At 65.1% G+C, this 25,954-nt stretch carries 21 protein-coding genes; 4 read left to right on the top strand and 17 right to left on the bottom strand.

What is annotated here, in order from left to right:
* Window positions 1-53: 53 nt before the first annotated feature.
* Window positions 54-1,598, top strand: a complete 1,545-nt coding sequence (locus Poly30_RS05100; RefSeq protein WP_145194951.1) for a vanadium-dependent haloperoxidase — start codon at window positions 54-56, stop codon at window positions 1,596-1,598.
* A 44-nt stretch (window positions 1,599-1,642) separates the two neighbouring features.
* Window positions 1,643-2,743 carry a DNRLRE domain-containing protein gene (locus tag Poly30_RS05095; RefSeq protein ID WP_145194949.1) on the top strand — a complete coding sequence of 367 codons (1,101 nt, stop codon included), beginning with the start codon at window positions 1,643-1,645 and terminating at the stop codon, window positions 2,741-2,743.
* Between the two features lie 301 nt (window positions 2,744-3,044).
* Here the strand turns inward: Poly30_RS05095 and Poly30_RS05090 are convergent, their stop codons facing one another.
* Window positions 3,045-3,281 (bottom strand): hypothetical protein, encoded by a 237-nt coding sequence (locus tag Poly30_RS05090; RefSeq protein WP_145194947.1) that lies wholly within the window; start codon window positions 3,279-3,281, stop codon window positions 3,045-3,047.
* A gap of 299 nt (window positions 3,282-3,580) precedes the next feature.
* Here Poly30_RS05090 and Poly30_RS05085 point away from each other — a divergent pair, with 299 nt between their 5' ends.
* The gene (locus tag Poly30_RS05085; protein ID WP_145194945.1) at window positions 3,581-4,393 is read left to right on the top strand and encodes a hypothetical protein; all 813 of its coding nucleotides are present in this window, start codon (window positions 3,581-3,583) and stop codon (window positions 4,391-4,393) included.
* Window positions 4,394-4,409: 16 nt separating this feature from the next.
* Here the strand turns inward: Poly30_RS05085 and Poly30_RS05080 are convergent, their stop codons facing one another.
* The 9 genes from Poly30_RS05080 to Poly30_RS05040 form a co-directional block, all read right to left on the bottom strand.
* Entirely contained in the window at window positions 4,410-7,517 is a 3,108-nt protein-coding gene (locus tag Poly30_RS05080; protein WP_145194943.1) for a VPS10 domain-containing protein, read from the bottom strand.
* Window positions 7,518-7,648: 131 nt separating this feature from the next.
* Window positions 7,649-9,304 (bottom strand): hypothetical protein, encoded by a 1,656-nt coding sequence (locus Poly30_RS05075; protein WP_145194942.1) that lies wholly within the window; start codon window positions 9,302-9,304, stop codon window positions 7,649-7,651.
* A gap of 132 nt (window positions 9,305-9,436) precedes the next feature.
* Window positions 9,437-11,080, bottom strand: a complete 1,644-nt coding sequence (locus Poly30_RS05070) for a M28 family peptidase (RefSeq protein WP_145194941.1) — start codon at window positions 11,078-11,080, stop codon at window positions 9,437-9,439.
* 102 nt (window positions 11,081-11,182) lie between these two features.
* The gene (locus Poly30_RS05065; RefSeq protein ID WP_419190984.1) at window positions 11,183-12,193 is read right to left on the bottom strand and encodes a DUF3592 domain-containing protein; all 1,011 of its coding nucleotides are present in this window, start codon (window positions 12,191-12,193) and stop codon (window positions 11,183-11,185) included.
* A gap of 125 nt (window positions 12,194-12,318) precedes the next feature.
* On the bottom strand, window positions 12,319-13,041 hold the full coding sequence (locus Poly30_RS05060) for a LytR/AlgR family response regulator transcription factor (RefSeq protein WP_419190983.1): 723 nt from the start codon (window positions 13,039-13,041) through the stop codon (window positions 12,319-12,321).
* On the bottom strand, window positions 13,034-14,224 hold the full coding sequence (locus tag Poly30_RS05055; protein WP_145194938.1) for a sensor histidine kinase: 1,191 nt from the start codon (window positions 14,222-14,224) through the stop codon (window positions 13,034-13,036). Before Poly30_RS05055 ends, Poly30_RS05060 begins: the two co-directional genes overlap by 8 nt.
* A 21-nt stretch (window positions 14,225-14,245) precedes the next feature.
* On the bottom strand, window positions 14,246-16,021 hold the full coding sequence (locus Poly30_RS05050) for an FG-GAP-like repeat-containing protein (RefSeq protein WP_145194937.1): 1,776 nt from the start codon (window positions 16,019-16,021) through the stop codon (window positions 14,246-14,248).
* Window positions 16,022-16,221: 200 nt separating this feature from the next.
* On the bottom strand, window positions 16,222-16,860 hold the full coding sequence (locus Poly30_RS05045) for a hypothetical protein (protein WP_419190982.1): 639 nt from the start codon (window positions 16,858-16,860) through the stop codon (window positions 16,222-16,224).
* A 127-nt stretch (window positions 16,861-16,987) separates the two neighbouring features.
* Window positions 16,988-17,203: a hypothetical protein gene (locus tag Poly30_RS05040; RefSeq protein WP_145194935.1), complete on the bottom strand. Its 216-nt coding sequence runs from the start codon at window positions 17,201-17,203 to the stop codon at window positions 16,988-16,990.
* A gap of 121 nt (window positions 17,204-17,324) precedes the next feature.
* On the opposite strand from Poly30_RS05040, the gene Poly30_RS05035 reads away from it, so the two are divergent.
* A complete protein-coding gene (locus Poly30_RS05035; RefSeq protein WP_145194934.1) occupies window positions 17,325-17,831 on the top strand; it encodes a YcxB family protein in 507 nt (168 codons plus the stop codon).
* Between the two features lie 16 nt (window positions 17,832-17,847).
* Here Poly30_RS05035 and Poly30_RS28150 read toward each other — a convergent pair whose 3' ends face one another.
* From Poly30_RS28150 to Poly30_RS05005, 7 genes are all read right to left on the bottom strand, one after another.
* Entirely contained in the window at window positions 17,848-18,144 is a 297-nt protein-coding gene (locus tag Poly30_RS28150; protein WP_419190981.1) for an FAD-dependent oxidoreductase, read from the bottom strand.
* Window positions 18,038-18,397 (bottom strand): FAD-dependent oxidoreductase, encoded by a 360-nt coding sequence (locus Poly30_RS28145; RefSeq protein ID WP_419190980.1) that lies wholly within the window; start codon window positions 18,395-18,397, stop codon window positions 18,038-18,040. Before Poly30_RS28145 ends, Poly30_RS28150 begins: the two co-directional genes overlap by 107 nt.
* Before the next feature lie 25 nt (window positions 18,398-18,422).
* Window positions 18,423-19,838 (bottom strand): transposase, encoded by a 1,416-nt coding sequence (locus Poly30_RS05025; RefSeq protein ID WP_145194933.1) that lies wholly within the window; start codon window positions 19,836-19,838, stop codon window positions 18,423-18,425.
* Between the two features lie 321 nt (window positions 19,839-20,159).
* Entirely contained in the window at window positions 20,160-21,821 is a 1,662-nt protein-coding gene (locus Poly30_RS05020) for a hypothetical protein (RefSeq protein WP_419190979.1), read from the bottom strand.
* A 189-nt stretch (window positions 21,822-22,010) separates the two neighbouring features.
* The gene (locus tag Poly30_RS05015; protein WP_419190978.1) at window positions 22,011-23,390 is read right to left on the bottom strand and encodes a right-handed parallel beta-helix repeat-containing protein; all 1,380 of its coding nucleotides are present in this window, start codon (window positions 23,388-23,390) and stop codon (window positions 22,011-22,013) included.
* Window positions 23,391-24,075: 685 nt separating this feature from the next.
* On the bottom strand, window positions 24,076-24,429 hold the full coding sequence (locus tag Poly30_RS05010; RefSeq protein ID WP_419190977.1) for a hypothetical protein: 354 nt from the start codon (window positions 24,427-24,429) through the stop codon (window positions 24,076-24,078).
* Window positions 24,430-24,725: 296 nt separating this feature from the next.
* Entirely contained in the window at window positions 24,726-25,874 is a 1,149-nt protein-coding gene (locus Poly30_RS05005; protein WP_145194929.1) for a transposase, read from the bottom strand.
* Window positions 25,875-25,954: the final 80 nt, after the last annotated feature.

The raw sequence follows: 25,954 nt of genomic DNA, 5'->3' as shown, positions 1-25,954 counted from the left end.
GGCGCCATTGCGCCCCTTGCGACATCAAGCCCCCTCCCACTAACCTGGACACCATGACGCGCTCTCTCCTCCTCGCTTGCACCGTGGCCGCGGGCCTGGCCTTCTCCTGTGCCAGCTCTCCCTCCGCAGCCGACCTCTCTCAAACGCACATGAACGTACCGGAGGGCTACGAGCCCTCGCTGGCGTTCCAGTGGATGGACGTGATGCTGGAGGCCGCGGCCCGCGACGTCGAGCGCGTCGGCGCGGCGCCCACGATCCTGTCGAGGCAGATGGCGCTGCCCACCATCGCGATGTTCGAGGCCTGGGCCGCGTACGACGACGTCGCGGTAGGTCCGGTATTCGGCTCGACGCTGAGGCGTCCGGAGGCGGAGCGAACGGACGAAGCGATGAAGACCGCGGTCTCCTACGCGATGTACCGAACCTGTCTGGACCAGTACCCGTTCCACGCGGACTACATCGAAGGCGAGATGCGGGCGCTGGGCTACGACCCGACCCTCGACACGACGGACCCGAGCACGCCAGCCGGACTCGGCAACCTCGTCGCGAAGCGCATCGTCACCGATCGCTACGCGGACGGCGCGAACCAGCTCGGCGACGATCCGGGCTCGGACGGGACGCCCTACTCGGACACGACGAACTATCGGCCCGTTAACACGGCCGAGCGCTGCGTCGACCCCGATCGCTGGCAGCCCATTCCCTTCGACGATGGCAAGGGCGGTACGTTCGTGGTCGACTTCCTGACGCCGCACTGGCACCTCGTGAAGCCGTTCGGCCTCGAGTCCTCGGATCAGTTTCGCCCGGGCCCGCCGCCCAAGGTCGGCTCGGCCCAGCTCAAGGAAGAGGTGGACGAGGTGATCGCCATGAACGCGAGCCTCAGCACCGAGCAGAAGGCGCTCGTCGAGTTCATGCGTGACGGCCCGCGGTCGACCGGCCAGTCCGGTCACTGGCTGCGCTTCGCCCAGGACGTTTCGGTGCGCGACAGGAACGACTTCAGCGAAGACGTCAAGCTGTTCTTTGCGGTCGGCACGACGGCCATGGACGCGTTCATCGCCTCCTGGGATTCGAAGCGCTACTACGACAGTTCGCGTCCCTGGACGCTGGTACGGCACTACTACAAGGGCGAAACGCTGCACGCCTGGGGTGGCCCCGGCAAGGGCGTCATCGACGTGCCGGCCGAGAAGTGGCACCCGTACTCACCCTCCACGTTCGTGACGCCGCCCTTCCCGGGCTACACCTCTGGCCATAGCACGATCAGCGGCGCGTGCGCGGAGATGCTGCGCCTCTACACGGGGAGCGACGAGTTTGGCGTGATCGAGAAGCGGATCGCGGGCGCCCTGACCGAGGGCGACGCGACCTGCGAAGAGATGCAGCAGGTCGACGGCAAGGCGGTGCTCTCCAGCTACGGAAAGCCGCTCTCCTGCGACGTCAAGATCCCGATCCCGACGTTCACCGAGGCAGCGGAGATCGCGGGCATCAGCCGCGTGCTCGGCGGCTACCACATCCAGGCCGACAACGTGGCCGGGCTCAAGCTCGGGCGCGACGTGGCGAACTACCTCCATCCGAAGATCCAGGCCTACATCGACGGAACGGCGGAGTAGGACTCGCTTTCACCCGACTCGCTTTCTTCCCGTTGGTCGTCACCATGCCCCTCGCTCGCTTTCCCCTCGTTGCGCTCCTTGCGTTCTCGCCCTGGGCCTCGGCTCAGACCCAGGTCACCCTGTCCGCGGTCCAGGACAACACGCTGTACCAGAACTTCAGCGGCGCCCTGAGCAACGGGATGGGCAGGTCGTTCTTCGCAGGCAGAAACGCCGACGGCCTCCGGCGCCGCGCACTCGTCGAGTTCGATATCACGGGCGGAGTGCCAGCAGGCTCGACCATCCTGGGTGTCAGGCTTGAACTCGAGTGCACGGCCGTCCCCCAGGTCGTGACTCCGGCGCAGCAATCGTTGCACCGCGTGCTGGCGAGCTGGGGAGAAGGCGTCTCCATCGCCGGCGGTCCGGGCGGAACCGGCAGCGGCTCCAGGCCCGACGACGCTACGTGGAGACATCGTTTCTTCCCCGACGTCGAGTGGAGCGAGCGCGGGGGCGACTTCGATCCCGCGCCGCTTGCCTCCCAGATCATCGATCAGGAAGGCCCGGTGTTCTTCGAGGGCGCCGGGCTGACGGCGCTGGTCCAGGAGTGGCTGGAGTCCCCGATTTCGAACCACGGGCTGATGCTGAAGGATGACCTGGAGCTCGATCAGTCGGCGCGTCGGTACGCGTCGCGGGAGACCAGCACGCCCGCGTGGGCCCCGCGTCTCATCATCGACTTCACAGGTCCGGAGATCGGGACTCTCTACTGCTCGCCTGCCGTGCCGAACTCGACGGAGGCCCCGGGTTACCTGTGGGCCAGCGGAAGCGACGTGGTCGCCGACCATCAGCTGCGCCTGAACGCGACCTCGTTGCCACCCGAAAGCTTCGGGTACCTGCTGGCCTCACGAACCCAGGCCCAGGTTCCGATGGGGATGGGTTCCCAAGGAGTGTGGTGCCTGGGAGGAGCGGTGGCCGCGTTCCGCACTCAGACCCAGCGCACCAGCAGCCTGGGGTCCCTGTCGGTGGAGCCAGATCTGACGGCGTTCCCGCTGGCCCAGGGTTCGGTCGCGGTGCAGGCCGGAGAGACCTGGAACTTCCAGGTGTGGTATCGGGATGCAAACCGTCAGTCGACCTCGAACTTCACGGACGCGGTGACGCTGACGTTCCAATAGGAAGTTCGAACGTCAGCGGTCCGAATCCCGGCGGGATTCGGACTCCCCCAGTGCGAACGCCCGACCTCCACGCGTGCATGCGGAGGTCGGGCGTTCTGGGTTCTGCGCTTCCCGGGAACCGAAAACCCGTTAGCGCAGAGCGGCGGGCTGAGTAGGCCTGCCTGAGTCGGAGAGAGAGTGGAGACGAGAGAGTGGAGACGAGAGAGTGGAGACGAGAGAGTGGAGACGAGAGAGAGAGAGAGAGAGAGAGAGTCAAGTCAGAGTCCGCACCAGGCAGTTCCCAGCGCAGTGATCGTGGCGCTCAGGCAGCAGTCCGAGCCGCCGCTGCCGCGGTGCGGCGAGCGTCCTTGCGGGGCCGGCCGCCCTTGGACTTGCGCGCCGCCAGCTTGGCCTGAACCGCTTCCCAGTCCGAGGCGGAGAACATCCGAACCTCGGCACCGCACTGGACGCAGTAGCTGCTCTCGATGCTGGAGAGGTAGCTGACGTACTCGTTGCAGCAGGAGCAGAACTTGGTGTCGTGGTGGAAGGTGCTGGTCATGGAGGTCCATGGAGCACAGCCGTTGCCAGGTAGCACCAAAGGCCGCGAGATTCGCCACAATCCACTCTCGGTCAACGACTTACAGCCTCACAGCAGTATCCAACAAGGAAGGCCCGCCCTGGCCTTCATGTCGATCCAACGCGACAGTGTCGAGGAATCTCCCCACCCACGTTCAGATACATGGACGCGGAGACTGGCGCCCCTCGGCTGAATCCATGATCGACCTCACTTCGAACCTACCGAGGTGGGGCGTGACAGCCTGCCCCTCTGCTCCCTTCCCCCCCGCGCCCCCCCCATCCATGTTTCTGCTCTCCACTCTTCCCGCCCTCAGCGCCGCCCTTCTCGCCACTCCCCACCCAGAGCCCGCTCCGGCTCTCATGCGGGAAACCCCTTCGAGCCTTGGCTCCCTCCGCGCCCAGGACCTGGATGGAGAGGCCTCCAGGTTCCGCATGACCCTCGAGGCTGGCGCCGTCTTCTCCAACCGGAACGACGTGCGCTCCCCCGGCGACACCGGCACGCGCTTCTCGCTCAACGACCTGACCGGGGAAGGACCCTGGCCCGTCGGTCGCATCACCTTCGAGTACGACCTCGACGAGAAGCACGGTCTCCGCTTCCTCTACGCACCCGTCCGCACCGACGGCACCGGCGAGCTGAAGAAGAACGTCGTCTTCGAGAACGAGACCTTCAACGCCGGCCGCGCCTCCGCCGACTACCAGTTCGACACTTACCGGCTCGCCTATCGCTACCGCTTCTGGGAGACGGAGGCCTGGACATGGCGCGGCGGCGTGACCGCGCTCGTTCGCGACGCCAGCATCGAGGTTTCCCAGGGCGGACGCAGCGCCAGCAAGACCGACCTCGGCGTCGTTCCGCTCCTCAACCTCACCGGCGAATGGCGCTTCGCCGATCGCTGGGTCTCGGTGCTGGACGTCGAGGGCTCGGCCGCGCCCCAGGGCCGCGCGTTCGACGTCGCGCTCACCGTGGGATATGACGTGAGGCCCGGACTCCGGGCCTCACTGGGCTATCGAACCATCGAAGGCGGCGCCGACAACGACGAGGTCTACACGTTCACGTGGGTGAACTCGGCGATCGCGTCGTTGCGCTGGAGCCTGTAGGAGCGAGCGCGCGGGCTCAGTACCGCCGGTCCTCTTCCGCGCTTTCTTCCGGCTGCTCTTCAGCCTCCATTTCCGCCGCGCTGGCTCCGGCGAGCATCGGGTCGCGCTTGACCTCGAAGGATTCCTTCTGCGCCTTCTTCGCGTCGCCCTTGCGGAGCACCACGGTGTAGACGCCCTCGCCGAGTCCGCCGCCGCGCCGACGGTTCTGACCGCCTTCGTCGTCCGACTTCGAATCCTTCCGGAGGTCCCAGGTGAGCACGTGCACGCCCTTTTCGTTCGGAAGCGTCTTCGTGGCGAGAACCTCGCCGCCCGCGTCCTCGATGGTGACCTTCCAGTCGGAGACTTTCGCGGGAGCTCCCTCACCCTCCCTGGGGGTCTCGGGCTCCTCGGATGCGGTGGCGTCCACTTCCTGGAGCGACACCACGATCGTCACGTCACGGGACTCGTTCTCCCCGCGCCAGACCTGATCCCCGCCGCCGTAGCCGCCGACGGCCGACCGGCGCGCCCAGCGCGTCTTGTCGCCCACCGGGAAGAGATGCGCGGGCTCGGCCAGCGCCTCTTCGGTCATCGCCCGCACCGCGTCGACTTCGGTCGCCCAGAAGCCCTGGCCGTGCGTCGCCGCGACCAGCACCGCGTCGCGCTGGTGAACGGCGAGATCGTGCACCGCGACCCTCGGCAGGCCGCCGTTCATCGGCGCCCAGCTCGCGCCCTGGTTGCAGCTCACGTACACGCCGAACTCCGTGCCGGCATAGAGCAGCATCGGGTTCGTCGGGTCCTCGCAAATATCGTTCACGGGCTCGCCCTCGGGCAGGCCTTCCGTGATCCGCTTCCAGCCCTCGCCGCTACCGAGCTTCGTCGTGCGGAACACCAGCGGCCGGAAGTCATCCTCGCGGTAGCCGGTGAACGACACGTAGGCCGTGTTGCGATCGTGGCTGGAAAGCGTCACGCGACTCACCCACCAGCCCGACGGCGCACCCGGGAACTGCCCGGTCAGGTTCGTCCAGTCGTAGCCGCCGTCCTCGGACATGTGCACGAGCCCGTCGTCCGTTCCGACCAGCAGAAGCCCAGGATCGAGCACGCTCTCCGCGATCGTCGTGATCGTGCAGTGCGGGACGTTGCCGGCGATCTTCTCGGCGTCCTTCGTGGTGAGATCAGGGCTGTGCACCGGCCAGGAGTCGCCGCGATCGAACGACTTGAAGAGACGGTTGCCGCCGAAGTAGATCACCTCGGGGTTGTGCGCCGAGATGAGGATCGGCGAGTTCCAGTTGAAGCGCAGCGCGTCCTCCTCGGCGTCCTTCGGCTTGCGCGGCCGGATGTAGGCCGACGTACCGTTGGCAAGGTTCCGCCGATAGATCGCGCCGAACTGCGACTCCGCGTAGACCGTGTCCGGGTTGCGCGGATCGATCTGAGCGTAGAACCCGTCGCCGCCGCCCACCGTGTACCACTCGCTCGGGTGGATCCCGCGCGGATCGCGGGAGGTGTGCGGCCCGCCCCAGGTGCCGTTGTCCTGGGTGCCGCCGTAGACGCGGAACGGCTCGGAGTTATCGAGACCGACCGCGTAGAACTGCGAGATCGGCAGGTTCGTGAAGTGCTGCCACGTCTCGCCTTTGTCCCACGAAACGTGCAGGCCGCCGTCGTTGCCGAGCCAGAGCTTCTGGCTGTCGTGGGGATCGACGAGCAGCGCGTGGTGATCGACGTGCACCGAGCCCGCGATCCGGTCCCAGTTCTGGCCGCCGTCGCTGGACGCGAGCATCGGAACGCCGCACATGTAGAGGCGCTGGGCGTCCTTCGGGTCGAAGCGGATCTGGCCGTAGTAGTAGGCGGGATCGCCACCCACGGGCGACTCGTTCACCATCTCCCAGGTCTTCCCGCGATCGGTCGAGCGATAGACCCCGCCGCCGATCTCGCGCGTCTTGGGGTCGCCTTCGTCGACGACGAGGATCTGCTCGAGGTCCGCTTCGACGGTGCTCTCCTTGTCGTCGCGCACGTAGGTCAGCGCGAGCGTCGGCTCCTCGTCCGAGTCACCCGCTTTCTCTTCGGCGCTGTCTCGCAGCTCGCCCAGGACGTGCATCCACGCGAAGGCGTCGTCGAGATCACGCTCACCGATCTTCTTCAGGACATCGCCCTTCTCCAGCCCGAGCTTCGCCGCGCCGCTGTCCTTCTTGACCTTCGTCACGACCAGCTTTCCGTCCGTCCACTCGACCTCCAGGCCGATGACCGGACCGTTTCGCACCGGCTCGCGGTTCTGGTTCGACACCGTTGCGACGATCACGTTCTCGTCGCCGGGGAACACGTCGAGGCCGATACGGCCGATGTCGCCGGTCGGAAGGCCGCCCTCGCAGCGCTCCCACGTCGTGCCCGCGTCCTCCGAGCGCCAGATTCCGGAGCCGGGGCCGTTCCCGTCGAAGTCCCAGGCGCGGCGGCGGCGCTCGTAGCTCGCGGCAACCATGTGATCCGGCTCGTTCGGGTCGAGCGCGACGTCGACGACGCCGACGTCCGGGTTGATCGCGAGGACCCGCTCCCAGGTTTCGCCGCCGTCCGTCGTGCGGTAGAGGCCGCGCTCCTCGTTCGAGGTGTAGAGCGCACCGAGGGCCGCGACGAACACGCGATCGGAGTTGCGCGGATCGATCACGATCCGGCCGATGTGATGCGAGTGCGGCAGGCCGACGTTCTTCCACGTCTTGCCGCCGTCGGTCGACTTGTAGACGCCGTCACCCCAGTAGGAGCTGCGCTGGTTGTTCGCCTCGCCGGTGCCGACCCAGAGCACGTCCGGGTTCGTCGGGTCCACGGCGATGTCGCCGATCGAGATCGTGCCCTCGTTCTGGAAGAGACACTCCCACGTCGTCCCGTGGTCGTTCGTCACCCAGAGACCGCCCGAAGCGCTTCCGACCCAGAGCGTCCGCGGCCGATCCGGATGGCACGCCAGATCGACGATGCGGCCGCCGAAGGTGCTCGGTCCGAGCGGACGCCACTCGAAGTCCGCGAGGTCATCGGCGACCAGCGCCCGCTTCGGCGCGGGCGCCTTCTCGTCCTCGATGGCCGGCGCAGACCATGCGGTCGCAGCGGAGAGAGACGTCAGGCCAGGAACGGCGAGGAGAGCGAGCCGTGAAAGGGTATTCCGCATGAAGACGATAGATAGAGGCGCCAAGGAGAGTCAGGCGTCTGAATACTAAAGACATCGGCGGAATCGAGCGGGTCCCTCGGTAAGGGGTGAGTTCGATTGTCGATGACCGCGTCCCGTTCTGCGGCCGGGCGTCACTGGAGCAGCACGGAGACCGCGCCCGTGAAGTTGGAGGTCACGCTGCCTCCGACGAGATCGCGATGCCAGGCCTGGAAGTTCCAGGTCTCACCCGCAAGCGCGGGCACGAGTCCGTTGGGCGTCGGCATGGCGGAGAGATCGAGGTCGAGCTGGAAGGTCCGCAGCGAGCCGCTGTTCGCGATCTGGCCGGGTCCGACGTAGCGCCCGATCGCACCGCCGAGGCACAGGACGCCCTGGCTCCCACCGGGCTGCGCGACCATGCCCTGGGTTCGGCTCGTGATGAAGAAGCCGAACGCGTTCGAGGGCAGATCATGGGCCACGAGCGTGGTCGAGTTGCTGGCCGCGACGGCGCTCCCCAGCGCGGAGATCTGGCCCGCTAGCCCACCGGAGTGGTTCACTGCGGTGCAGTAGCTCGCTCCGATCTCGGGCTCAGGCCGGTACCAGCGCAGGATCCCGCTCGCGGACGGCCCGCCGGCGGGCGTACCGATCGGCTGGCCGACGACGTACTCCCCGGCCCCATCGAGCGCGACCGAGAAACCGTGGAAGGCGGGAGGACTCGACTGCACGAGCCTCGCGCGCGGAACGAAGGAGCCTCCGACGCGCTCGAACGTCCAGGCGGAACCCGCGAGGAGCCCGGCCGCGGTGTCCTGGTAAGCGCCCACCACGAGCTGATCTCCACGGACGGCGACCGAGTGCCCGAACGTGGCGTTCGCTCCCAGGTTGCCGGGCTGCAGACGCTCGATCTCGGACCACGCGCCGCCCGCGCGCTCGTAGTGATAGACCGCGCCGACCTGGTTCGTCTGGGTGGCGCCGATGACGGCGGTGTTCCCGTCCATCGCCACGGAGACGCCGCAGTAACGATCGCCGGAGGTCGCGTCCGGCACGACCCGCAGCACGCGCGTCCAGACGCCGCCCACCTCCTCGAAGAAGTAGGCCGCACCGCGCAACGCCCCGGCGTCCAGATGACGTGGGGCGCCCACGAGCACGCGCCGTCCCTGGACCGCGACCGACCATCCGAACTGCTCCAGGTTGCCGCCCGCGCCCGCGTCGAGGGTCGAGAGCAGCGTCCAGCCGCCCGTGGTTCGCTGGAAAACATGAGCGACGCCCTGGAGTCCCGGCTGGGGTCCTGCGAGCGGCGCCCCGACCACCATCAGGTCGCCATCGTAGGCGACGCTCTGCCCGAACCCGTCGTTGGACGCCCCGGGGTTTGCGACCGGGCCTGTGCTGATCCACGTGCCCGCTTGCTCCACGTAGTGATGCACGGCCCCCAGCGAACTCGCCCCCGGGACCTGGAACCGGCGCTCGGAAACGACGAGTTCACCGGTCCCACTGAGCGCGCACGCCAGGCCGAAGCCACCGTTTGCCGTGGGCGTAGGCGACTCCAGGGAAACGGGCGTGCCGTAGCTCCCGCTCTGTCGCGGCCAGACGAGCGCGACGCCGGCGCGGGTGAACGAGAGGTCCCGGTTCGGAATCCCTCCGCAAAGCCAGCCTGGGGCGAGGGAGATCTGATCCCCGAGCCGCTCGCCCGCCGCGGCGCCCGGGGCGGTGATCTGACCGAGCTCGAAGATGGGCGCCTGCGCGGAAGCCGGGGTGGCGACCGCCGCGAGGGAAAGCGTGAGAGACGAAAGGGCGCGTGTTACCGAACGTTGCATGGCGGGCCTGGGCCGAGGAGAAAGCCCGGATAGGGGCTCGTGGGACTAAGGACCCCCGCGGCTTCCGCGGGGCGTTCCCTCCTGCAAGGCCAGGCCCGACTCGCCCGTAACAGGCGAGTCGCGAGAAAATCCTCAGCGCCCCCGCAGGCTCTTCTCGCGCGCCGCCCGGAACTCGGAGTCCGCGCTCCACTCGCGACCCCGCGGCTCGTTGGCCCAGAGGTTCACGAGCCCATGGAACAGCTGAACGTCCTCGACGGCGCCGCCGAGGTCCCAGGACGGGTCATACTCATCGCTGAGCTTGTGGTAGTGCCTGCGGGTGAACTCGGCCTTTTTCCGGGTCACCCACTCCTCGCCGTGCTCCACGCTGACCGTGCCCTCGCCCATGTACATCATGGGCACGCCGACCTTGGCGAGGGAGAAGTGGTCGCTGCGGAAGTAGTAGCCCTTCTCGGGCGAGGCCTCGGGGACGATCGTGCGGCCCTGGGCGAGGGCCATCGCCGCGAGGTCCTGGTCGAGCTCGGAGGCGCCGTAACCCACGACCACGATGTCCTTCATCGGGCCGAGCGTGTTCGCGACGTCGATGTTCAGGCCGCAGACGGTCTTCGCGAGGGGAACGATCGGGTTCTCGGCGTAGTACTTCGAGCCGAGCAGTCCCTTCTCCTCGGCCGTCGTCACAAGGAACAGGATGCTGCGCGCGGGCGCGGTTTCCTGGGCGGCGATCGCCTCCGCGAGCTCGAGGAGGCTCGCGCTGCCCGACGCGTTGTCGACGGCGCCGTTGTAGATGTTGTCCTCGTCTTCGGAGCCCTCGCGCGTTCCCAGGTGATCCCAGTGCGCGCAGACGAGCACGTACTCGTCGGGCTTCGTGCGGCCCTTGCGCTGGGCCACGACGTTGGCCGAGGTCACGCGCTGCATGCGGTTGCCGAAGCTCGTGAAGAACGTGACGCCCGGGAGCGGGCCAGACTTCGCCTCGCGCGTGGAAGCGGCGGCGGCGAGGGCCGCGAGGTCCTGGCCGGCGGCGGCCACGAGCGAGGTCGCCGCGTCGCCCGAGATCCAGCCGTCGACGCGCAGGCTGCGTTCCTTGACGTCGCCGCCGAGCTGAAGCTGTGGACGGCTCCAGCTCTGGTCCACCACGGTCCAGCCGTAGCCCGCCGCCGCCTCGTCGTGGATGATCAAACAGGCCGCGGCGCCCTGGCGCTCGGCCTCCTCGAACTTGTAGGTCCAGCGTCCGTAGTAGGTCATCGCGTTCCCGCGGAAGAGCGCGGGATCCTGGGTCGCGAAGCCCGGATCGTTGACCATGACGAGCACCGTCTTCCCCTTGACGTCGAGGCCCGCGTAGTCGTTCCACTCGAACTCGGGCGCGACGATGCCGTAGCCCGCGAAGATGACTTCGGAGTCCGCGACGGAGATCTCCCCGCCGAGCTGCTCGCTCCAGAGCACGACATCGCGACCGTGCATCAGCTCGGTCGCCTCGCCTCCAGGCCCCACGAAGCGGCTCTTCGGCGACGCTTCGGGCGTCAGCTCCACCATCGGGACGGGCTGGGTCCAGCCGCCTCCCTCGCCGCCGGGCTCGAGCCCCATGGCCTGGAACTGCTCGATCAGGTAGTCGATCGTGGTGGTCTCGCCCTGGCTGCCCGGGCCGCGGCCGCCGAAGGCGTCGGAGCTCAGGGTTTGGATCCGGCGCGCGATGTCCTCGGCGCGAATCTCGGGCGACGTGCCGGCAGCCTCCTGCAGCGGTAGGACGGTAGCGGCGACGAGGAGCGGAAGAGAGAGCAGCATGGGGCTTCGGGGTGAGGAGGGAGGAACGAGATCGAGGCAGGATCCCATCTTCGCCCGCCGCGCGCTACCCGCGGGGCCACAAGCATCGAACGCCCGCGCCGTTCAGCCCTTCCGCAGCTCGGTACGAAGTAGCCTCAAGAGCTTGTCACCCTCGTCCTCACCCGTCCGCACCTCGAACAGCTTCACGACCCCGTCGGGCGTCTCCGCCTCGAACCGGTGCTTGTACTGCCGCACGTCGTTGATCGTGACCCCGGTGGCCTCGGGCTGGTGCAGGATCGACTGGATCGACTCCAGCGGCTCGCCCGGAGCGTTGGCCGGATAGGAGAACGTGTTCCGCGTCCGATCGACGTGCAGGAAGTTCTCGGGCGCCTTGCCCTTCTTCACGCGCCAGGCGGCGAAGCTCACGCTCACCAAGACGCAGATCAACAGCGCCGTGACCACCGAGGTCAGGCTCGCGCCGATCCCCTGGAACGGGACGAGCGCGAAGCACGCAAGGAACGTGAGCGCCGTCATCGAGATGAGCGCCACCATGGGCGCGGGCATCCGCGCCTTGCCGAACACCACGTGGTCCCCGGTGTCCACGACGATGTAGCGCTCCCGCAATTCGTCGTCCGCCGACTTCTCTTCAGGCCGCCGCAGCGTGTTGAAGATCATCCCGAGAATCGAGAGCCCGATGAGGTTGAAGGGCGTCAGGAAGAGCAGGAGCATCGCAGGGAAGGACTTGCCCGATAGATCGAGCACGGCCTCCATCGGGTCCTCGGGATCGACGAAGGCCGTCACCTCCGCGCCCACGGGAAAGCGCTCACACGCGGCCGTCGCGAACCCCCGATCCGATGTGGCGATCGAAAGAAATGCGTGCCGGTCCGAGCGGAATGTCATCCCATCGAACTCGTACAGAAACTCGATGCTGGGCGCATAGGTACTGCCGTCGCTGGAGTGATTCGCGCGGACGCTGGAGCTGACCACGCGGGCCTCGACCTCCTCGTACCGTGAGCGCGCGTCCTGCACTCGATAGAGCTGATACCCGATAACGGCATCGAACGTCCAGACGATCCCGTTCCAGAAGAGCGCGAAGAACACGAGCGGCACCACGGCTTTCGACTTCGTTGCCATGGATCCTTTCTCGGCCATCCGCGGCCCCAGGATCCAGTCGGGCGTCCGGTCAGCCCGGAACGGCCCGCGCTGGCTGTCCCCGCCTGAGAATACGCCAGCGGAACGACATGGGGACGCCCGTCCGGCTACTCGCGGAGTCGCGCCGCCAGTTCCTTTCGATAACTTCGGCTCACGGGCAGCCTCGTCCCGTTTCGCAGCAGGACCTCCGCGTCTCCGTGGCCCGCGGGCGTCAGCTCCACGATCTGCGCCAGCGCCACCGCGGCCGACCGGTGGATCCGCGCGAAAGCGGCGGGATCCAGGCGATCCACGATCTGGGCCAGGCTCTCGCGGTGCAGGATGGACTCCGACTCCGTGCAGAGCCGAACGTAGGTGCCCGCTGCCTCGATCGAGTGGATCTCCTCGACGGGAACGACGCGCATGCGGCCCCCCAACCGGGTCACGACGCGCCCGGCAAAGGCCGCGTTCGGCGTCGCACCAGCGGCGCGTGAGTTCACCGCTCGATGCAGGGCCAGGGCGAGACGCTCCGGATCCACGGGCTTGAGCACGTAGTCGATGGCCCCCGCGTCGAAGGCGTCAAGTGCGTGGTCGCTGTAGGCCGTCACCAGGATCACCGCCGGACCGGGTCGGGTTCCGAGAGCTTCGAGGACATCGAACGCGCTGGCCTCGGGCATCTCGATGTCGAGGAGCACCACGTCAGGCGCCAGCTCTTCGATCGACCGGAGCGCGGCCACTCCGTCGCCGCATTCACCGAGGACGTCGAAGCCCCCCATGGGCTCGATCGCGCGCCGAAGGCCGAGCCGCGCGAGAGGCTCGTCGTCGACGATCAGAACTCCGTGGACCTCAGGCATGCGTCGCTTGCCCCCCGGCATCCACCGGGATCGACGCGGGCAACTCGATTTCCAGGCGAGTCCCGCCGCCGGTTCGGGGGCCCAGTTCCAGCGTGGCGTTCGCCCCGTAGATAGCTTCGAGCCGCGCGCGTGCGTTCTCGAGTCCGACTCCGCCGGTCTGTACGGTACGACCGGCGGAGGCGCCGACCTCCAGGCCCACCCCGTCGTCCTCGACGATCAGAAGCAGCCTCTGTTCGACGGAATCGGTGCGCCGGCCACGAATCCAGAGCTGGCCTCCTTCACGCCGTGGCGCGAGACCGTGCCGAATGGCGTTCTCCACGAGCGGCTGGAGCAGCCAGGCGGGGACCTCCGCTTCGAGCGCTTCCCCCGTCACGTCGACGTGCGTGCGAAGGCGGTCGGCGAACCGAGTCCGCTCGATCCCGAGGTACAGCTCGACCACGTCCAGCTCCTCGTGCAGAGGCACCACTCCGCGCTCGTCCGACTCCAGCGAGCGTCGCAGAAGCTCACTGATCCTTCGGAGCATCCGCTCCGCGGCCGCGGGATTCTCTTGCACCAGCACGAGGCAGGAGTTGAGCGCGTTGAAGAGAAAGTGCGGCCGCAGCTGACCCTGGAGCGCCGTGAGCTTCGCTTCCGCCAGCCGGGCCTCGAGGCGCAGAGCGCGGGAGTGACTGGCCGCCACGCGACGCCGCTCCTCGCCCGCGAGGCTCGCCGCAAGGACCACGCCGTACGCGAGCAGCTCCCCCTGGGGCTGGAAGCTCCAGAAGGACTGCCTGAGCCAGAGGACCACCGAGGCGGGCACCCAGTCTGCGGGCCAGTGCTCCGGCGGAAAGTGGACCCTGAGCCACCCGACCATCACAAGATGCAGCGTACCCAGCGCGCAGGCGGCGAGCGCGTGGCCGAGGAGCACGCGCGGCCAGCCGATCCTGGCGGGTCGCAGCCGCCGTGAGAGCGACGCGACCAGCGGCGTCAGCAAGACCCATGGAAGCCAAGTCATGAGATAGGCAGGCGCGTCCGTCAGAAGATCGAACTGGCCCAGACCGCGCGCACGACTGTACGTGGCCTCCTGAACGAGCTGCATCGAGCCCGGTACGAGCCACATGAGCACGAGGAGGAGCCAAGGCGTCCGCTGTTCCTTGGCTTCCTTGCGTTCCTGCATCGTGCCTCGCCCGTCGCGTTCCTGCATCCTGCCTCGCCCGTCTGGCCACTACCGGAACATCATCCGCAGCGCCGAGGACAGGTTGAACCCCGCGCCAGCGCTTTGCGCATCCCGATACCACGCCTGAACGTACCAGGGCGATCCGATCACGGCCGCGGTTGCGCCCGAGATCGGAACCCGCGCAGGCAGGAATGCGCTGTCGCTGCTGCTACCGGGCAGGAAAACACTGACCAGTCGGAGGGCCGGGTTCCCCACGCACCGAAAGCCGTCGCCCACCGGGGCAAAGTCGGCGCTCAGGCTGCAAAACGCGATGGCGGTCGATGAACCCGGGAGATCGCTGAGGGCGAACGTCAGCTGTTGCGACGCGTTGGCGAGCCTCAGGCTGCCGCGGTAGTCGAGTTCTGAAGCTCGCCCGGTGGAGTTCACGGCGCCGTCGCAGTAGACCGCCGGGGACGCGGGATTTGTCGGCAGAACGAAGGCGCCACCGACGCCGGAAGAGATCCTTCCCACGCCCGCGAAGACATCCTCTCGACCGTCGCCGTCGATATCGCCGACCGAGACGCAGTCGGTGCCGAGTCGCAGCAAGGGAACGCTCGACGAGTGTCGCCCGAGGCTTCGACCGGTCGCCCCGGAGAAGAACGAAATCACGCCGGCGGAGGCGGCCCCGTAGGAACCCATGGCGCTGCAAACCATGAGGTCATCGTGCTGGTCACCGTCCAGATCGCCGATGCGAACGCGACCGAACATCAAGAGGGTGCGGTCCGTGCCCCGGATCGAATGAAGGACGGTGCCGTCCGTTCCCGAGTAGACGAACAGGCGCCCCCGTTGCTGGATGTTCACGTAGTCGATGACGTAGACGTCGGGGGTCCCGTCCGCGTTCACGTCGCCCGCTTCTCCGCTGAAGTAGTTTCCGTACTGCTGGGCCTGGGCGCCCGCCGACACGGTCCAGAGCACCGACCCGTCGCTTCCTGAGAAGACGGTCGCCTCGCCCCTGCCGTTGGAGCCTGCGCGAAGGGCGCACGCGACGAGATCCTTGATCCCATCGCCGTTGACATCGCCGACGGCGCCGCAGCTCGCACCGAACGCGCCCTGGACCGAGGCTCCTTCGAAGGACCGAATCGGCGCTCCGTCGAGACCCGACCGGACGTAGACCTTGCCCGAGCCATTGATGCCGCCCGCATCATGTCCAGGTGCGCAGATCGCCACGTCGTCGAGGCCATCTCCGTTCACGTCGCCCGCGCCCGCGACGACCCAGCCGAAGCGGTCGTTCAAGGCCTCGCCATCGACGGTCCAGAGCCGCGCTCCGGTCGCGCCGGAGTGCATGGACGCCTGGCCCGCTCCGCCGGATTGGATCTGGGGCGCTCCGACGATGAGATCGGCCACTCCGTCGCCGTCGACGTCACCGACACCGTCGGTGGAGTGCCCGAACCAGTCGCCGACGCTCTGGCCCACGAGGCTCAGGATCGTGGCTCCCGTGCCCGTCGAAACAGCGTAGACCCTGCCGCGGTCCCCGTTGTCCGAGACGCTGGTGATCAGACCGTCCCGGAGGCCATCTCCGTCGAGATCGCCGATGCTGGCGACGACGAAGCCGGCGTCCGCGCCGAGGGGAATCTGGAGGAGCGGATCGACCTCCCAGATCTGCGCCGATGCCCGGGCAGACCATGCCACGGACAGTGCCAGGACGGGCAAGAGGGATGGAGCCAGCGAGAGTCGCCGACGTCGCGGCGAATCGGTCGAAGGACGGGCCCTGGTGATCGGGGAAGCCGGGGAGACCTGGGTCGCGGAGGGAGTCACGTTCATCGTTCGGATGGGAAAGAGGGCCATGGGAAGTCATGGGGAAGCGCCGCGATCGAAGCGCGGCGACTGACAGACCCTAGACCCCTGGAGCCTTCGGATTTCCCTGGCTGGGGTGAGCCGGACCCCGGCCGTTGTGAGCGGGACGCCTCCGCTCCCTTCACGCTGCCCCCCCCACGCTGCCCCCCGCTGTCACCGCACGGCGCTCCATGGCGCTCTCAACCGCCGCCTCAGAAGCTGACGGTCATGGACGATCCAGGCACCATGCGCGCCGAGCGGCGATCCGGTGCGTGCTCCTGGGTTCCCACGGTGCCGAAGGAAACGTCCCCTGCGGGCACGACGAATTCGAGGGATTTGCCCGACGGGAACTTCACGTTGTTGAGCGGGATATTGTCACTGAGGATCGACACGCGGTCGTCGTGGCTCCCCGCCACGAGCGTGAGGAAAGCGCCGTCCTCGCTCACCTCGAGCGTCACGGCCTGATCACCCGGTGGAGTCTCCAGGATTCGCCAGCCGATCTTGCCCGCTTTCGTCCACGCGCAGAGTGTCACGGGGAAGTCGCTATTCGTGCCGAGTTCGAAGCTTCCATCGGACACCGAGGTGCTCGAAGACCCACGGTCGCTGACCAGCGCGACTTTCGCGGCGATTGCCGCGCCCGAGGGATCGACGACGGTTCCGTGAACGCGATGCTTCGAATCCGCCCACATCGAGCGCTGAGACTCCGCGGCGCGAGGGGGCTCCGCCACTCGATGGGGCTCCGCAGAGGGTGAGGGCAGCATCCCACTCGTATCGATTTCCGTCGCCGCGCAGGACGCCAGGGCGCAGAGGACAACGGGAGCGAGCGGGCCGGCGAGCTTGGGGTACATCATTTGGATCTTCATGGCGGAGGGCCTTAGCAACGACCTGGGCCCAGGTTACCCGAGAAACCGTGGCTCGTGAGGCTGTCGCCCATCCGAGCCTTGGCCGCGCTCGCCGATCCACTCCCCGGCCTCGCTTTCAGGGCAGGTCGCGGAACGTGACGCAGCGTGCGCCCGAGAAGTTCGAGGTGGTCTGCCCCGCCACCATGTCGCGATACCAGAACTGGAAGCACACGGTATCGCCGGGCGCGGCGGCCACGCTTCCCGACGGCGTCGGGAGCGCGCTGAGATCGGGCGTGAACGACACCTGCCCGGAGGGGCCTGAGTCCAGAACATCGCCCGCGAAGCGGCCCATGGAGAGAGTTCCGCCGAGGCGGGTCGAGTCTGATCGGCACGCCCGGCGTCATCGTCCATGGGGCCGAGCCGTGAGTCAGATCGCCACCCCGCTTGAAATTCCTACTCGTTATCTTCCTCGCATGGGATCCGAACCGATTGCCACATGTCGCATCGTCCGCGACCGCGCCTATCTGGAGCAAGCCTTCGACGAGTCGGTGCGCTACCGGCTGAGACTCCGCAAGCACCTCCCGAAGTTCGGGCTCGGCCTCGGCGTGCTGACCCTCGCCCTGATGGTCGCGAGACCTGGGATCCTCTCGGCGCTTTACTTCTGGGGGAGCGTCTTTTTCATCTGGCACGAGCTCAGCTATCGCCGTCGGATGCTCGCCCTGGGCGAGCGGTCACCCGCGTATGGCCGTGAACTGTGGGTCCGCTTCTTCCCCGAACACCTGGAGACGACCGAGAATGGTGAGCCGATGGAGGTGCGTTACGCTGACTTCGATCGGCTCGACGTGACGCCCGGCGGGTTCCTTCTGGTCAGTGGAGGATCCGTGATCTTCACGCCGAAGTCGAAGATTGAGCCTCCCGGGGCTGCTTCCCAGCTGGAAGCGGCGATCCGGGAGGCGCGCCTCGACGAGCCTGCACCGTGAGAGCTGAGGAGCGGGCTCAATCATCCTCGCCCGCGATGGCGAGGTTCAGGACTTGACCGTCGGCGATGAGCCTGGCCTTCAACTGTTCGTACTGAATCCCCTGGATAGGAGACTCTTGGTCGATGGCCAGACACGCTGCCGTCGCCGCCGGTTGTCCGAGAACCATGAACACGGGCTCCATCCGGATCGACCCGAACGCCATGTGGTTAGCAGAAAGGCAAACGGGGACCAGCAGATTCTTGCAGTCTGATGTTTTTGGGACGAGTGGGCGAAAGCTGAACGGGTAGGGGGGGGAAGCCAGCGACTTCCACATCGCCCCCATTACGAACGTGCCCATTCCCGTCGACGTAGCGCTGCACGTGATGGGAGTCCAAGGTGTACGCGCCCATGCCGAAGCAGTCCTGCACCCGTTCTCTCTCCTCGCAGTGGTTCTGCGTCATCACGAAGTTCCCGACCATGCGTCGAGCCTCGCGCACGTAGAGCTGCTCCTGCCAGCCGTTGCCTGACTGGACCTCGTCCTTGCATACGCCCCACCTGGAGATCTGGTCGCGGATCTTCTCCGGCATCCGTAGGAGATAGCGAATAGGACTTTCAAGCGGGGTGTCGACACGCCAGTCTCGATAGCCTGGGGCCCGATTCTGCGCTACCCCCATCCTCACCGGCCACGCGGGAGTGTCCGAGCGGCCAGCGACCTCTTCGGTGAGCCGAACTCGCCCGATTTCCCCCTCTCCGAACGGCACCTCCGATTCGCTTCACCACGACCTGCAGCCAGCACCCTTCCCAAGGCGCTGGCTGTTGTTGTTTCATCGAGCACGATCGCCCGCGCGCTGCTCTTCCGTAGCTTTCTACTTCCCGAAGTCCAGCCGCCCCGTGAAGTAGACACGGCCGAGGCGGCATCAGTATTCGGACCTCGGGCTCTGCCGGTGGGGAACGACTCGGCCCCGGCGACGACGGGTCTCTCCCACCCAGCGAATCGGATGACCTCCTCGCCGCCGCTCTCACTCCCTCCAGCACCCTCCGCGCTGTCTCCGGATCTGTGATCACCGAGATCATGTGCCTGCGGCCCCGGCAGCGCGGGCAGCGGAGAACATCCTCCGAAAAAACCCGCTTCAAGAGATCTGCCCAGCGGATGTATCTCTGGTCCTTCGACGACTCCCCCGCACTCTTCGAGCCGTCTTCATCGGCGACGTCCACATCCTTCGGCTCCTTCCGAACCACGGGACGCGGGACCACCAGATCACGCAATGATGAGGCCGGGGCCAGCACTCCCTGATACGTCAACTGATGCTCGCACGGATGCGGCGCGAGCGCCGCCAGTCGAGCCATGAACTGGTACGGAGTCATGACGAATCCCTTGGTCCCATCACGCCAGGCCTTGCGTAACAGCCATGAGACCATGCCATCGGGACGGACCTCGAAGCGCTCGAGACTGATGGCGGGCCTCGTCACGTAGCGGCAGAGCTTCTCCAGCTGCGCCCGCTGACCCTTCCGGATCAGCGTCGCCGCATGCAACGAGAACCCGTCAGCGTTCACCACCAGTGGAGGCGGCACGTACTGACCTCCCCAACCCGACGACTGGAACGCAAGGCCGAGATCAGGGTCGATGAGGCGCTTCAGCGGCTGCCCAGCACCAGGACCGAAAGGCACCAGTGACTTCACCGAGGCAGCCTTCAGGGCCGGAAAGAACGCATCATCACGCGCGTCGCCAAAATCGAGAAGCGGCTGCTCATCAGCGCCCGCGTCCGCGTACTCCCAAGGGGGGTCGTCGCCTTTGCGTAGGGGCAGACCGAGTGCGATCGGGTCGAGGGAGTAGCGCTTCAGCACCCGACGGATGCGCTCGATCGCGTCACCGTGCACACGTGCGACCTCCGCCGACGTCAAAGGATCCGCGGGCAGAAAGACGGGAGACTCGAAAGCGCTGCGCGTGACGTACACACCGTCCAGGTAGAGGGAGTGGAAGTGAACATTGAGCCCCAACGAGGATTCAAAACGCTGCGTCGAGTTCACGGCGCCGATGTCCAGCCGGACCGGGTATGACCGCACGCAGCGGGCGGTGAAGCGCAACCTTGTCGAGCAGATACGGGTTGAGTTGAAGTCGCCGCCTGATCGGGTGTGATCTACGGGCATTGTTGAGGCCACCTTAGGATACTCGGTGCAGCAGTTCGGGGAATAGTCGACCTGGCCTGCCCCCAACAGACAGAGCATAGCTACATTCCTTAATCGCCACAGGCAATGACGAATGTTTCGTTCGGGGATGCTCGCTGCGTTCGAAGGCTTGGGCGTAACGAGCATCCACAAACAAAACTAAACTACGTCACAAGGCATCTTTCAATTCAATTTAAAAGAGACTGCATTTGACAAGCCTATACTCTGTCCCCAGCTCGTTGGTGTTCTGAACCACAACTGGAAATGAAGTGTTTCGCCTGCGGAAAACGTCCCAAAGGGACTCTCGCTCAGATCGTATCCAGTCTCAAAAGTTCCGTCTCCGAGCGCAAGCTGGAACCCTCCGGTTTGGAGGCGAGGACTACCAGTACAAAACTGCTCACCACTTCCTCCGGGAAGGTTGATAGCAGCGGGCTGGGTGGATGCTAACACGATCAGAGGTGAGAACGGCGGCAAGCCGCTACCGGTAAGCCGAATACCGCCAGCTGACGGAGTGGTTGAACCATCGATACTCAAGCTCACTTGCTCACTCTGGGGTGACAGGGTGCCTTGGCATGAAGTTGTGCCTACAGCGTCCGGAAAAAAGTGAAGAGAACCAGTTGAGTTGAGCTCACCGTTATCGGTCATGCCGAGGTAGTTAGACGCAATAATCCCGCCGTCATGCAGCGCAACATTCCAGCCAAAGCTACCGTAAGTAGTCGCACTAGGCACCATCAATCGCTGGTCAACCAGAACACGCGTTTCAATCCACGCATCTTGAACCGCGTCATACTCGAACACATATGCGCGGCCAACCGGGCGTTGTGAAACATTTCCGGACAACGGCGCTCCAATGACGACACGGCCAGATTCAATGTCGATAGACGCACCAAACTGGTCACCCGTGTGCGGAGTGGTTGGGAAAGACGAGTTTGGCCCGAGTCGTGAGTGATACTCAAATCGCCCATCAGTCGGTCGCCTCTTATAGACAGTCACATAGGGCAAACACCCCGCGCAACTATCTAGTGCGCAACTCATATACCATTCACCATCCACATCCGCCGCATAAATCAAGCCTGTTGAGGAGTACGGGCTATAAGCCTCAAATGGCACTGTGAAGATCTCGGAGACAGTCCAGCGGCCCCCTAGACGGCTAAACACATGAACCTGAGGGGACTGCGGCCCTAGATTGAGCGCTCTATATCGTGTGTAAACTTTACCGCCATAAATGACCGGCTTGCTCGGCCAAGTAAAACTTACAAAGTTCAAGAATGGCGCAATGTCGGGATAGATATTACCGATCCGTCTCCAGACTCCATTCCTTCGCTCGAATGAGACGATGGTCTCGCGAGCTTGCATTATCAGAATGTCGCCTTCTAAATCCAGGTGACCGACTAGCTTAAAGCCGTCAATCCTCGGAACCTCAAGCTCAACTGTGAGCTCCCAGCCGTTCGCCTCTGAGTACTCGAACATATACAGCTGGTACTCCCAGATACCTGGAGAGACCTGCGTTTGCGCAGCAACTGCAGCTGAATGGCCATCAATTGCAAGGTGAGCGACTATCTGAAAATTAGAAAGACCTCCAGGCAGCTCAGATACCAGCTGCTCTACCTCCCATCGGCCATCTTCCAATTTCAGGAAGTACACAACTCCAGCGTCATACTGATCCCCGAGTCGCTCCCTTGAACGTGCGATAGCCCTGTCGCCGCTCACGTCAAGATCAAGTCCAAGGTGCGCCTCGTATCCTTGTGTTACTGAACCAATCGAATAGACAGATCCCTCTTCTACTTGACCGAAGACTGGAAGCGCAAAGAGGACCAGGGAGGCCAGCGTCGTAGCGTAATTCATATTCAACATTCTGTATCCTTCCGTTGATTATAGTGTTTGACTGCCAAGAGCGTCGCTTTCAGCATACCACAGCTCCCCGGAAACCGCTTGATTTCCAGGGAGTCCGTCGATGCGCCGCCGCATTCTGGCTGCAGAGGCGACCTCTACCGATCCAGCCATCCGCAAGAGCGGCGCACTGGACCTCTGGTCCTAGTTCTCACCTGGACCGCCAGGGCCACCGGGATCAGTTGGATCGTTGTTCTCAAAACAGCCCATATCCGACACTTTACCCGGCTCAGCCGCGTCAAGTCCCGTTCCTGCGACACCCGGGACATCACGCTCCCTCGGAACTTCGTCCAAGTCAATCTGAACAAACTCGGCTGTGATGAGGTCAAGGTCAACATCCGCTTGATCGCCGAGGAGAACGTTCTCGATGGGCTGATCGTTGGCCGAATCTATGCACGGCGAGGTGATCTTGAGTCGGAAGTTGTCGTTCGGGATGTTCTTGAACATGGGCGGAACGTTGAGATTTCCCGTACCGGGAAAGACCGGCGCTTGCGTTCGCACGTCAGAGTAAGCAACGACTGTCGTGGCAAGGGCTGTCGAGTCACCAAAGAGGTCACGCTCGACAGCAGTGACTCCACCTCGCATGAGACGATTGCCCCAAAAGATGGAGCTTTCGATGATGGTGGATGTGTTGTTGGTGGCGTTGCTGTCGAGGTCTTCAAGGCTTGCACCTCCGCCATCGTTGTCCGTCACGGTGCAGTGTGAAACAAAGAACGTTCCTCCAGCGCCGCCTGGGTCTTGGTTCACGATGTGAAGGAAACCCCCTCCTTCTTCAAATGCGAGGTTGTCGTGAAACAAGCAGTTGAAGATGCTCGCTCGGCCATCTGCGATTCGAGTGACCGCAAGACCACCACCACTTGGTGAGCGATTACCGATGAAGCGGGTGTTGCCGATGGCAACTTCACCGATGCTGGTAGTGGCAAGCTCTTCTAAGAAGAGACCACCCCCTTCTCCGAAAAAGGTGCCGCTAACAAGTCGTCCCGCACCGTTCTCGCGGAAGGTACAGTTGGTGATCTGCATGCTGTCGATGTTGATTCCGGCCATGCCGCCGCCGGAATCAAAAGCTGCGTTGTTTCGAACGGTAAGGTTCGCCAGGCGCACCTCGTCTGCGGCAGTGGTCGAATTGAGCAGAATGCCTGCACCACGAGCGTTTGTCCCAGTGCCAGCAGTGTCATCTGCGAACCCGTCACGGATGACCAGCCCGTCAATAACGATGCGCGACGCGTCTGCGCCCGTCATCGCAACAACGTGGTCAGTGTTGCCGGTTGAAGTCGGATTTCCGGTGATGTTGCCAGACAGAATGGTAGTGCCGAAAAGGCCAGCGCGGTTAATGCGCAGAAGCTCTGTCCCGTCAAAGCCACCGTAGACGCGGACGTCTGACGGGATCTCAAACGAGATTGTCTCATCAAGAGTCGTCGTGGGCAAGTAAACCCCTTCAGCGATCCAGAGTTCGGTATTGGGGAGGATGCCCACGAGCGCGGTGCTGACTTCAGGGATGGCGTTTGCCCAGGACGAGCCGTCCATCAGGCCGGTTGTGATGCCCTTCTTGACGCGAAGGACGGTCTGGGCAGGTGCGAGGGAGGATGTGACTGCTATGGCACTGAGGAGTACTGCAGTCCGGACGAGAGGTGAGGAGGTTGAAATCATGATGTGTTGCCCAGGCAGAACGGAGCAACCGAGTTCCGTGGGCAAAGGAACTGGCGCGGTGCGAGAAAGCAACGACACGGCGGACCGCTAACTCGGATCTTGCTCGCCGCAGCTCCTTTATTATACATAGGCGTTCTGGGCAATACCCCCCCACCGGAACCAATTGTGAAAGCTCACCACGAAAAAGTGAGTACCGGCACTGTATCGCCAACGCGGAAGACGCCCCACGTCCGTTTTCAGCGCTGGATAGCCACTCCATTTTCTACAGATTAAAGAATCGGGAATATTCCCCATATCCACTCCGCCGCCCCCAAGCGGGACTGTGCCCAAATTGCAATTGGACGAATTTCGGGCCTTGAGGCGTCTCGCTGGCGGACGCTATCCACTGCTGCGGCTCAAACCCAGCGTTGACGCAGCCGCCCCCCCTGACACTACTCAGCGTGGCCGATACAGCCTGATTCCGCTCGAAGTACCGACCGCCACAGTCGCCCGCAGTTCGCGTTCCACGAGAGCCCGACAGCGGAGCAGTAATTTGCAGTGCTGCCGTTGGCCTTCAGTTCCTCTAGCTACGCAGCTGCTCTAGCTGCTGTCTGACGCGCTCGGCCGCTGCCTGTCCGCTCGCGCTCGCCTGGCGCTGCCAAGCCTTCACTGACGGTGCCCACCGAAAACCGTTGGCTCTCAAAGTTTGCCGCACCGCGTCGCTCGGCTTCTCGTCAAAGAAGAACCGCACCCGGTTCGTCGGCTGGTCGTGCTCCAGCCGGTACCCGTCTCCTTCGACCGGCTCAGGCGGCTCGACTTCAGCGGTGACCGACAGCTCGTGAATACGCGCCTTGACCCTCCGGATGTTCGAGCCGAGGTTAGTGAGCTCGTACGAGGCAAACGGGCTGCCCCCCTTCCACGGCTCAGCGAGCATCATCGAGTGAAGCTTCTGCCTGAGTTCATCGACGGATAGGACTTCCAAGCGGGGTGTCGACACCTCGGTAACCGTAGCCTGGGGCCTGATTCTTCGCTACCCCCATCCTCGCGGGCCACACGGGAGCGCCCGAGCGGCCATCGGGCTCTTCGCTGAGCCGAACTCGCCCGATTTCGCCCCCTCCGACGAGCACCACCGGTTCGCTTCACCACGGCCTTCAGCCAGCACCCTCCTCAAGAGTGCTGGCTGGTCTCATGTCACCGAGCCCGGTGACCCACGCGCCGCTCTATCGCAGCGCCCTACTTCCCGAAGTTCAGCCGCCCCTGCCGAGGCGGCATCGGTATTCGGACCTTGAGCTCTGCCGGTGGGGAACGACTCGGCCCTGGCGATGACGGGTCTCCCCCACCGGGCGAATCGGATGACCTCCTCGCTGCCGCTCTCACCCCCTCCAACACCTTCCGCGCTGTCTCCGGATCTGTGATCACGGAGATCATGTGCCTGCGGCCCCGGCAGCGCGGGCAGCGGAGAACATCCTCCGAAAAAACCCGCTTCAAGAGATCTGCCCAGCGGATGTATCTCTGGTCCTTCGACGACTCCCCCGCACTCTTCGAGCCGTCTTCATCGGCGACGTCCACATCCTTCGGCTCCTTCCGAACCACGGGACGCGGGACCACCAGATCACGCAATGATGAGGCCGGGGCCAGCACTCCCTGATACGTCAACTGATGCTCGCGTGGATGCGGCGCGAGCGCCGCCAGTCGAGCCATGAACTGGTACGGAGTCATGACGAATCCCTTGGTCCCATCACGCCAGGCCTTACGTAACAGCCATGAGACCATGCCATCGGGACGGACCTCGAAGCGCTCGAGACTGATGGCGGGCCTCGTCACGTAGCGGCAGAGCTTCTCCAGCTGCGCCCGCTGACCCTTCCGGATCAGCGTCGCCGCATGCAACGAGAACCCGTCAGCGTTCACCACCAGTGGAGGCGGCACGTACTGACCTCCCCAACCCGACGACTGGAACGCAAGGCCGAGATCAGGGTCGATGAGGCGCTTCAGCGGCTGCCCAGCACCAGGACCGAAAGGCACCAGTGACTTCACCGAGGCAGCCTTCAGGGCCGGAAAGAACGCATCATCACGCGCGTCGCCAAAATCGAGAAGCGGCTGCTCATCAGCGCCCGCGTCCGCGTACTCCCAAGGGGGGTCGTCGCCTTTGCGTAGGGGCAGACCGAGTGCGATCGGGTCGAGGGAGTAGCGCTTCAGCACCCGACGGATGCGCTCGATCGCGTCACCGTGCACACGTGCGACCTCCGCCGACGTCAAAGGATCCGCGGGCAGAAAGACGGGAGACTCGAAAGCGCTGCGCGTGACGTACACACCGTCCAGGTAGAGGGAGTGGAAGTGAACATTGAGCCCCAACGAGGATTCAAAACGCTGCGTCGAGTTCACGGCGCCGATGTCCAGCCGGACCGATGCGGCGCAAGGTCGGCGAGCTCACCCAGTGCAACGTCTCCGTTAGCCACCTCACT

Origin of the sequence: Saltatorellus ferox (genome assembly GCA_007751475.1) — a bacterium.
Taxonomy (GTDB): domain Bacteria; phylum Planctomycetota; class UBA1135; order UBA1135.
Note: the sequence above shows the minus strand (reverse complement) of the source record. Positions and strands in the feature narration are given on the sequence as shown.